Annotated in this window: 11 protein-coding genes; 8 read left to right on the top strand and 3 right to left on the bottom strand. The window is 72.7% G+C overall.

From position 1 onward, the window contains the following. Positions 1–526 (top strand): amidohydrolase family protein (locus ACFV5N_RS19910; protein ID WP_385601464.1); only part of this gene is annotated, 526 nt, incomplete at its 5' end. Between the two features lie 166 nt (positions 527–692). On the opposite strand, the gene ACFV5N_RS19915 is transcribed toward ACFV5N_RS19910, so the two are convergent. Together ACFV5N_RS19915 and ACFV5N_RS19920 are read right to left on the bottom strand one after the other, a co-directional pair. Continuing rightward, complete coding sequence (locus ACFV5N_RS19915) at positions 693–1,385, bottom strand: MOSC domain-containing protein (protein ID WP_385601467.1); 693 nt, start codon at positions 1,383–1,385, stop codon at positions 693–695. Positions 1,386–1,431: 46 nt separating this feature from the next. Then, positions 1,432–2,355 carry an RNA polymerase sigma factor SigF gene (locus ACFV5N_RS19920; protein WP_385601470.1) on the bottom strand — a complete coding sequence of 308 codons (924 nt, stop codon included), beginning with the start codon at positions 2,353–2,355 and terminating at the stop codon, positions 1,432–1,434. A gap of 247 nt (positions 2,356–2,602) precedes the next feature. On the opposite strand from ACFV5N_RS19920, the gene ACFV5N_RS19925 reads away from it, so the two are divergent. The 4 genes from ACFV5N_RS19925 to ACFV5N_RS19940 all read left to right on the top strand — a co-directional run bounded on the left by ACFV5N_RS19925 (position 2,603) and on the right by ACFV5N_RS19940 (position 5,787). Beyond that, positions 2,603–2,983, top strand: coding sequence for an STAS domain-containing protein (locus tag ACFV5N_RS19925; RefSeq protein WP_385601473.1), 381 nt, complete (start codon positions 2,603–2,605; stop codon positions 2,981–2,983). 270 nt (positions 2,984–3,253) lie between these two features. Then, entirely contained in the window at positions 3,254–3,772 is a 519-nt protein-coding gene (locus ACFV5N_RS19930) for an ATP-binding protein (RefSeq protein ID WP_385601476.1), read from the top strand. A gap of 67 nt (positions 3,773–3,839) precedes the next feature. After that, positions 3,840–4,517 carry a response regulator transcription factor gene (locus ACFV5N_RS19935; protein ID WP_385601478.1) on the top strand — a complete coding sequence of 226 codons (678 nt, stop codon included), beginning with the start codon at positions 3,840–3,842 and terminating at the stop codon, positions 4,515–4,517. A 10-nt stretch (positions 4,518–4,527) separates the two neighbouring features. Next, complete coding sequence (locus ACFV5N_RS19940; protein ID WP_385601481.1) at positions 4,528–5,787, top strand: ATP-binding protein; 1,260 nt, start codon at positions 4,528–4,530, stop codon at positions 5,785–5,787. Here ACFV5N_RS19940 and ACFV5N_RS19945 read toward each other — a convergent pair. Next, positions 5,763–6,233 (bottom strand): GtrA family protein, encoded by a 471-nt coding sequence (locus ACFV5N_RS19945; protein ID WP_385601483.1) that lies wholly within the window; start codon positions 6,231–6,233, stop codon positions 5,763–5,765. The two genes, ACFV5N_RS19940 and ACFV5N_RS19945, sit on opposite strands and share 25 nt — an antisense overlap. 182 nt (positions 6,234–6,415) lie before the next feature. On the opposite strand from ACFV5N_RS19945, the gene ACFV5N_RS19950 reads away from it, so the two are divergent. The 3 genes from ACFV5N_RS19950 to ACFV5N_RS19960 are packed head-to-tail and all read left to right on the top strand — an operon-like array spanning position 6,416 to position 9,272. After that, a complete protein-coding gene (locus ACFV5N_RS19950) occupies positions 6,416–7,567 on the top strand; it encodes a 5-(carboxyamino)imidazole ribonucleotide synthase (RefSeq protein ID WP_385601485.1) in 1,152 nt (383 codons plus the stop codon). After that, a complete protein-coding gene (gene purE, locus ACFV5N_RS19955; RefSeq protein WP_385601488.1) occupies positions 7,564–8,088 on the top strand; it encodes a 5-(carboxyamino)imidazole ribonucleotide mutase in 525 nt (174 codons plus the stop codon). Before ACFV5N_RS19950 ends, purE begins: the two co-directional genes overlap by 4 nt. Next, positions 8,085–9,272 (top strand): dipeptidase, encoded by a 1,188-nt coding sequence (locus ACFV5N_RS19960; protein WP_385601491.1) that lies wholly within the window; start codon positions 8,085–8,087, stop codon positions 9,270–9,272. Before purE ends, ACFV5N_RS19960 begins: the two co-directional genes overlap by 4 nt. Positions 9,273–9,276: the final 4 nt, after the last annotated feature.

Here is a 9,276-nt window from a genome sequence, read left to right on the forward strand (position 1 = left end):
GGCCAGGGGGATGCTGCCGCGCCTCCACGCCAACCAGCTCGGACCGGTGCCCGGCGTCCAGGTCGCTGACGAGGCGGGCGCCGTCTCCGCCGACCACTGCACCCATCTCACCGACGCCGACATCACCGCCCTCGCCGACGCCGGGACCGTCGCCACCCTGCTCCCCGGCTGCGAGTTCTCCACCCGCTCCCCGTACCCCGACGCCCGCCGGCTGCTGGCCGCCGGTGTCACCGTCGCGCTGGCCACCGACTGCAACCCGGGCTCCTCGTACACCTCCTCGATGCCCTTCTGCGTCGCCGTCGCCGTCCGCGAGATGGGCATGACCCCCGACGAGGCGCTGTGGTCCGCGACGGCCGGCGGCGCCGCCGCCCTCGCCCGCGACGACATCGGCCATCTCGCCCCGGGCGCCCGCGCCGACCTGGCCGTCCTGGACGCCCCTTCCCCGGTCCATCTCGCCTACCGCCCGGGCGTCCCCCTCGTCCACGCGGTGTGGCGCGCCGGCCGCCGGGTGCGGCCCGTGCCGTAGCGGCGCGACGCGGCGTCAGGCTCCGGTACGGGAAGGCGCGTCCGCCGCCGCGCACCCGCCGCCGCGCACCCGTCCGCGATCGGGCCGGGTGACGCCGGTGCGGTACGGGGGCGGGCCGCCTGGCGGGGCGGTGCCGCACCGCCCGCACGCCGCCCGGTGCGGAGACTCAGCCGACGGGGGCCGCCGGACCGGCCGCGGGGGCCGGCGCGGCCCAGGCGAGGGCGCGGGCGTGCTCCTCCGCCGAGAGGGCGCTGCCCGCCGCGATGACGCGCGCGCGCAGTTCGGGGGCGGTGGTGCGGGCCCGGAAGAGGAAGGCGACCGTCACCTCGTGGTCGGGGCGGTGCAGCACGCGGATGGGATCGCCGGCCCGGACGCTGCCGGGGTGCAGCACCCGGAAGTACGCGCCCGGCGCGGCGTCCTGGGTGAAGCGCCTGACCCAGCCGCGCTCGCCGAGCCATTCCGCGAAGGTGCGGCAGGGGATGCGGGGCGCGGTCGCCTCCAGGACGAGGTCGTCGCCGATCCGCCACCGCTCCCCGATGAGGGTGCCGCTGACGTCGGCGCCGCTGGTGGTCAGGTTCTCGCCGAAGACGCCGGGCGCCAGCTCGCGGCCCAGCACGTCCTGCCAGCGGTCCAGGTCCTCGCGCGCGAAGGCGTACACCGCCTGGTCGTCGCCGCCGTGGTGGCGCAGGTCGCACACGTCGTCGCCGGCCAGGCCGCTGCCGCCCGCGCCGCGCGGGCCGGGGGCGGCGACCGCGACAGGCCCGGCCACCGGGCGCTTGTCGATGCCGGTCAGGCCGCCGGCGGTGTCGGTGTAGGGAACGACGCGGGCCCGGCCGGTGTTGACGGACAGCAGCTTCATGGCTGTCAGCCTACGGCCCGGCCGGGCCATCCGCGCCGGTCGCGCGTCAGTCCTCCGTCATCAGGCCGTTGCGGAGCCTGCGCAGGGTTCTGGCGAGCAGCCGGGACACATGCATCTGGGAGATGCCCAGTTCCTCACCGATCTCGGACTGCGTCATGTTGGCGACGAACCGCAGCGAGAGGATCTTGCGGTCGCGGGGCGACAGTTCGGCGATCAGCGGCTTCAGGGACTCGACGTACTCGATGCCCTCCAGGCCGTGGTCCTCGTAGCCGATCCGGTCGGCCAGCGCGCCCTCGGAGTCGTCCTCCTCGGGCTGGGCGTCCAGCGAGCTGGCGGTGTACGCGTTGGAGGCGGCCATGCCCTCCACGACCTCGTCCTCGCTGATCTTCAGCCGCTCGGCGAGTTCGGCCACGGTCGGGGCCCGGTCCAGCTGCTGCGCCAGCTCGTCGCCGGCCTTCGCCAGGTCGAGGCGCAGTTCCTGGAGGCGTCGCGGCACCCGCACCGACCAGGAGGTGTCGCGGAAGAAGCGCTTGATCTCACCGATGATGGTGGGCATCGCGAACGTGGGGAATTCCACGCCGCGGTCCGCCTCGAATCGGTCGATCGCCTTGATAAGTCCAATGGTGCCGACCTGGACGATGTCCTCCATCGGCTCGCTGCGGGAGCGGAATCGCGATGCGGCGAACTTCACCAGCGCGAGATTCAGCTCGACCAGGGTGTTGCGGACGTACGCGTACTCGTGTGTGCCTTCTTCGAGGACCTTGAGCCTGGCGAAGAGGTCCTTGGAGAGCGCCCGTGCGTCCATCGGGGCGATCTCGTCGAATCGCTGGGGTTCGGGAATCTCCGGAAGCAGCTGGTGCGTGTTCTCCGGGACAGGTGGGGGGACCTCGGAGAGTGAAGCCACCGTGGGCTGCTCGGGAGCGGTCTGCGGTTCTTCCGTCCGGTCTGCTGTCCGGGGGGCGGGTGACATGTGGTGTCCTCCGTAGTTTTTCGGCATATGGCTGCCGAGGCCGTGACGTGCACTGCGAGGTGCGGCGCCTCCAAAGCCGGCGTGGACTGCTGTTGCTTATCTAGCCCTACCCGTCTTCCCGTAGACATAGCAAGTCCGCTTTGTCTGAATTGATTATTATGTCGCTCCTGTTCGGGTGTTGGGTCGCGTCATGACGGGCTAAGGTTCGGAGTCACCCAGGAAGCCCGTTCCAATTGAAGGGGGCTGCATGGACCGCGCGATGCCGGACAGCGGAAACCGGCGCCAGTTGACGGTCGATGTGCGGCGTATCGAAGCCGGGGCGGTCGTCTCGCCCGCCGGTGAACTCGACCATCATTCCGCCGGAATGTTGCGTGAGTCACTCGACGGCTGCGTCGCGGACGGATGTTCCCGAATCGTTATCGACTGTTCGGCTCTTGAGTTCTGCGACTCGACCGGGCTCAATGTGCTCCTCACCACCCGCATCGACGCCGAGGCGGCGGGCGGCGGCGTCCATCTGGCGGCGATGCGCCCCGTGGTGGCCCGCGTCTTCGAGATCACCGGCGCCGGCGCGGTGTTCACCGTCCACAACAGCCTGGACGACGCTCTCGCCGCTCTCCCCGGCGGCTGAGGCCCTCCCGCGATCCCGCTGTTCCCGCAGGTAGGACCCGCTGTACGGGAGGGCTCCCGGCAGGTCACACTATTCCCCGGATCGGGCGGGTGTTCTCCTCGCCCTTCCGGGCAGGAGACCCGCTACGCCGGACGATCGTGAGGCATCCGGTGGCCGGCCGGGGAACCGGCCGGCAGGTCAGGGCGACATGTCACAGCGACAGGTCGAGGCGATGTGTCCGTGCGGCTCAGGGTGATGCGGCACGCGGTGATGCGGCGAGGGAGGCGTGCAGTGAGTACGACCCATCCGTATCCGGCGGACGAGCACGGCGGGAACGGCGCGGGATCCGGGACGGAGCGCTCCGCGCGGACCGAACCGATGACGCAGATCCGCCGGCTGCGGCTCGTCGGCACCTCCGGCGCGGTCCCGCGGGCCAGGGAATTCGCCCGGGTCGCGCTGCACGACTGGGGCTGGCTGCCCGCCACCGCCCCCGAGGCCCAGGCCGCCGCCGAGGACGCCCTGCTGATCGTCTCCGAACTGGTCACCAACGCGTGCCTGCACGCCGGCGGCCCCGACGAGCTGCGGCTGGGCTGCGGCCCCAAGATCCTGCGCGTCGAGGTCAGCGACGGCGGCAGCGGACTGCCCGCCCCCGACCTCGCCCGCCGCGCCGGGCGGCCCGGCGGCCACGGCATGTTCATCGTGCAGCGGCTCAGCCTGGACTGGGGCGTGGTCCGCGACCCCGCCCGCGAGCACGGCGGCCCGCCGGGCAAGACGGTGTGGGCGGAGCTGGCGGTCCCCACCGCCCCATGAGTGCCCCCGGGCACCGACCTGGACCGTCCCACGGGGCCGGACGCCCCCGGCGGTCTACCATCGGCCCATGACCCGAGTACTGCTCGCCGAGGACGACGCCTCCATCTCCGAACCGCTGGCCCGCGCCCTGCGCCGCGAGGGGTACGAGGTGGAGGTGCGCGAGGACGGGCCGGGCGCGCTGCGGGCCGGGCTGCGCGGCGACGTCGATCTCGTCGTGCTCGACCTCGGGCTGCCCGGCATGGACGGCCTGGAGGTCTGCCGCCGGCTGCGCACCGAGGGCCTGGGCCTGCCGGTCCTGGTGCTGACCGCCCGCGCGGACGAGGTGGACACCGTCGTCGGCCTGGACGCCGGTGCCGACGACTACGTGACCAAGCCGTTCCGGCTCGCCGAGCTGCTGGCCCGGGTCCGGGCGCTGCTGCGGCGCGGCGCCGCGGAGAACGTCCCCGCCCCGGCCGTGCACGGCATCCGTATCGACGTGGAGTCGCACCGCGCCTGGATGGGCGAGGACGAGCTGCATCTGACCGCGAAGGAATTCGATCTGCTGCGGGTCCTGGTCCGGGACGCCGGGCGGGTGGTCACCCGGGAGCAGCTGATGCGCGAGGTGTGGGACACCACCTGGTGGTCCTCCACCAAGACCCTCGACATGCACATCTCCTGGCTGCGCAAGAAGCTGGGCGACGACGCCGCCAATCCGCGCTACATCGCCACCGTCCGGGGCGTCGGCTTCCGGTTCGAGAAGAGCTGATCCCTGCCCCGTGCGCCGCCGTCTGATCAATTCCACCCTCGCCGTCGTCCTGGTCGTCATCGCGGTCTTCGGCGTCTCGCTGTTCTTCGTGGAGGCCCGCTCCATCGAGTCCACCGCCCGGGACCGGCTCCAGTCGGAGGCGGCCCGGCTGGTCGCGGTCGTGGAGAGCAGGATCGCGGCGGGCGAGCAGGTCACCGCCGCGAAGATGGCCTCTTTCGTGCCCGAGGACCGGCATGTGCGCATCGAGCAGCCCGGCCGGTCCCCCATCGCGCTGGGCCTGCCGCCGGAGGACGACGCGCTGACCGCCACCGAGAGCGGGGTGAACGGCGAGACGGTCACCGTGCAGCAGCCGCGCGGCATCGTGGACGACGAGATCACCCGCATCCTGATGATCATCCTGGTGGTGTCGCTGCTGGCGGTGGCCGCCGCCGCGCTGCTCGCCGTGCGGCAGGCCGCCCGGGTCTCGGCCCCGCTGACCGATCTCGCCGAGACGGCCGAACGCCTCGGCTCGGGCGATCCGCGCCCCCGGCACCGCCGCTACGGGGTGCCCGAGCTGGACCGGGTGGCGGACGTGCTGGACGGCAGCGCCGAGCGGATCGCCCGGATGCTCACCGCCGAGCGCCGGCTGGCCGCCGACGCCTCGCACCAGCTGCGCACCCCGCTGACCGCGCTGTCGATGCGTCTGGAGGAGATCATCGCCACCGCCGACGACCGCGACACCGTGCAGGAGGAGGCGGCGATCGCGCTCACCCAGGTGGAGCGGCTCACGGACGTGGTGCAGCGGCTGCTGACGAACTCGCGCGACGTCCGCTCCAGCTCGGCGGTCGGCTTCGACATCGACGAGGTGGTGCTCCAGCAGATCGAGGAGTGGAAGCCCGCCTACCGGGGCGCCGGGCGGGCCCTGGTGCACTCGGGGAAGGCCGGGCTGCGCGCGGTGGGCACGCCCGGGGCGGTGGCCCAGGTGCTGGCCACCCTGATCGAGAACTCGCTGATGCACGGTGCGGGCACGGTGGCGCTGCGCACCCGTACCACCGGCAACCAGGTGGTCATCGAGGTGACGGACGAGGGCCGGGGGGTGCCGGTGGAGCTGGGCTCCCGGGTCTTCGAGCGGACCGTCTCGGGCCGCAACTCGACCGGTCTCGGGCTCGCGGTGGCCCGTGATCTGGCGGAGGCGGACGGCGGGCGGCTGGAGCTGCTCCAGCAGCGGCCCCCGGTGTTCGCGCTGTTCCTGAGCCGGGAGGCCGTTCAGAGCGCGTCCGCGGCGGAGTGAGCCGGGCGGGTGCGCTCCGGCTCGCGCTCCTTGAAGACCCAGGTGCGGTAGGACCAGAAGCGGAACGCGGAGGCGATGCCGAGGCCGATCACGTTCTTGGCGAGGTTGTCCGCGAGGGCGGAGGTGAAGCCCAGGCCGTAGTGGGAGACGGCCAGCGCGGCGTTCTCCAGCACCAGCCCGGCGCAGGAGAACAGCGCGAAGAGTGCCGCCTCGCGCCGCTGCCGCCCCTTGTCGCGGTCACGGTAGGTCCAGTGCCGGTTGCCGAAGTAGTTGGTGGTGATCGCGGCGCAGGTGGCCAGCACCCCGGAGAGCAGCGGTTCGATGCCGAGCGCCTGGGAGCAGAGGTTGAAGACCGCGACATTGACCAGGAAGCCGAAGGCGCCGACGGTGCCGAACTTCGCCGCCTCGCGGGCGAGCGGGGGCGGCAGCGGGAGCCTGGGGCGCATCGGAGCCTTTCAAAGTCGTACAGAACATCACATAACCCTGCGATCATGCTAACCAGCGACCCGGGCCGGGCGCCCGGTGAAGCGGTGAACGGACCGTGTCCACGCCGACGCGCACCCGGTCGCCGGTGGTTCCGGCACCGCCCCCACCGGCCGCCCGGCACCCGGCCGATACCCTGGGGACCGTGACATTTCCGGTAGTCGGCATGGTGGGCGGCGGGCAGCTCGCCCGGATGACCCACGAGGCGGGCATCCCGCTCGGTATCCATTTCAAGATCCTCAGCGACACCCCGCAGGATGCGGCGGCCAAGGTCGTACGGGAGGTCGTGGTCGGCGACTACCGCGACCTGGAGACCCTGCGGGCCTTCGCCCAGGGCTGCGATGTGATCACTTTCGATCACGAGCACGTCCCGACCGAACACCTGCGCGCCCTGGAGGCGGACGGCATCCCGGTCCGCCCGGGCCCCGACGCCCTGGTGCACGCCCAGGACAAGGGCGTGATGCGCGCCCGGCTCAGCGCGCTCGGCATCCCCTGCCCCCGGCACCGGATCGTCACCGATCCGGCCGACGTGGCGCGCTTCGCCCACGAGGGGGACGGCGGTGGCTTCCCGGTCGTCCTCAAGACGGTGCGCGGCGGCTACGACGGCAAGGGCGTGTGGGTGATCGACTCCGCCGATGACCCGGCCGCCGCCGAGCCGTTCCGCGCCGGGGTGCCGGTGCTCGCCGAGGAGAAGGTCGACTACACCCGCGAGCTGGCCGCCAACGTGGTGCGCTCCCCGCACGGCCAGGCCGTCGCCTACCCCGTCGTCGAGTCCATCCAGGTGCGCGGCGTGTGCGACACCGTCATCGCCCCCGCCCCGGGACTGCCGGACGAGCGGGGCGCCGCCGCCCAGCAGCTCGCGCTGCGGATCGCCGCCGAGCTGGACGTCACCGGCCATCTGGCCGTCGAACTCTTCGAGACGACGGACGGCCGCGTGCTCGTCAACGAGCTGGCGATGCGCCCGCACAACTCCCGGCACTGGACCCAGGACGGCGCCGTCACCTCCCAGTTCGCCAACCATCTGCGGGCCGTCCTCGACCTGCCGCTCGGGGACCCCCGGCCGCGCGCCCCGTGGACCGTGATGGTCAACGTCCTCGGCGGCGACTACCCGGACATGTACCCGGCGTACCTGCACTGCATGGCCCGCGATCCCGGGCTGAAGATCCACATGTACGGCAAGGACGTGAAGCCCGGCCGCAAGGTCGGCCACGTCACCACCTTCGGCGACGACCTGGCCGAGGCGCGCGAACGCGCCCGGCACGCCGCCGACTACCTGCGGGGAACGATCGACGAATGAGTACGCGCACAGCACCGCCGGTCATCGGCCTGGTCATGGGCTCCGACTCCGACTGGCCGGTCATGCAGGCCGCGGCCCAGGCGCTCGACGAGTTCGAGGTGCCCTACGAGGCGGACGTGGTCTCCGCGCACCGCATGCCGCGCGAGATGGTCGCCTACGGTGAAGGCGCCGCCGGGCGCGGGCTGAAGGCGATCATCGCGGGCGCGGGCGGCGCCGCCCACCTGCCCGGCATGCTGGCCGCCCTCACCCCGCTGCCGGTCATCGGCGTCCCGGTGCCGTTCCATCACCTGGACGGCATGGACTCGCTGCTGTCCATCGTGCAGATGCCCGCCGGGGTACCGGTGGCCACCGTCTCCATCGGCGGCGCCCGCAACGCCGGACTGCTCGCGGTCCGCCTCCTCGCAGCCCACGACGAGCGGCTGCGCGCCCGGATGCAGGACTTCCAGCGCGTCCTCAACGCCCAGGCCACCGAGAAGGGCCGCCGGCTGCGGGCGACGGCCGCCAAGGACGGCGGCAAGTGAGCGACTTCCTCGCCCGGGCCCGCGCCCTGCTCGCCGAACACCCCGTGGTGGACGGCCACAACGACCTGCCGTGGGCGCTGCGGGTACAGGTGGGGTACGACCTCGACCGCCGCGACATCGCCACCGACCAGAGCGCCCATCTCAACACCGACCTGCCCCGGCTGCGGGCCGGCGGCGTCGGCGCGCAGTTCTGGTCGGTGTACACCCGCTCCGACTTCGCGGGCGACGACGCGGTCAGCTCCACCCTGGAACAGATCGACGCGGTACGGCAGCTGCTGGACCGTTACCCCGCCGACCTCGCCCCCGCCACCACGGCGGACGACATGGAACGGGCCAGGGCCCAGGGCCGGATCGCCTCCCTGATGGGCGCCGAGGGCGGGCACTCCATCAACAACTCGCTGGGCACGCTGCGCGCCCTGTACGCCCTGGGCGTGCGCTACCTGACGCTCACCCACAACGACACCATCGACTGGGCGGACTCGGCGACGGACGAGCCCCGGCACCAGGGCCTCAGCGCGTTCGGCGAGGAAGTGGTGCGGGAGATGAACCGGATCGGCATGCTCGTCGATCTCTCGCACGTCTCGGCCGACACCATGCGCGACGCGCTGCGCGTCAGCGAGGCGCCGGTGATCTTCTCGCACTCCTCGGCGCGCGCTGTCTGCGACCACCCGCGCAACATCCCCGACGACGTGCTGGCCGCGCTGCCGGCCAACGGCGGGGTGGCGATGGCGACCTTCGTGCCGAAGTTCGTCCTCCCCGAGGCCGTGGAGTGGACGCGCCGCGCGGACGAGAACATGCGCGCGCACGGTCTGCACCACCTCGACACGACCGAGGCCGGCATGCGCGTGCAGCGGGCCTTCGAGAAGGCCGAACCACGCCCGGTGGCGACCCCGGCGACCGTGGCCGACCATCTGGACCACATGCGTGAGGTGGCCGGCATCGATCACCTCGGCCTCGGCGGCGACTTCGACGGCACCGCGTTCCTGCCCGAGGGCCTGGACTCGGTGGCCGGCTACCCCCATCTGATCGCCGAGCTGCTGCGCCGTGGCTGGTCGGACGCCGATGTGGCCAAGCTGACCTGGCACAACGCGGTCCGGGTGCTGCGCGAGGCGGAGGCGGTGGCGGCGAAGCTGTCCGCCACCCGCGGGCCGTCCCTGGCGACGATCGACCGGCTGGACGGCTGAGGGG

The sequence above is a fragment of the Streptomyces sp. NPDC059853 genome (assembly GCF_042731495.1).
Lineage (GTDB): Bacteria > Actinomycetota > Actinomycetes > Streptomycetales > Streptomycetaceae > Streptomyces.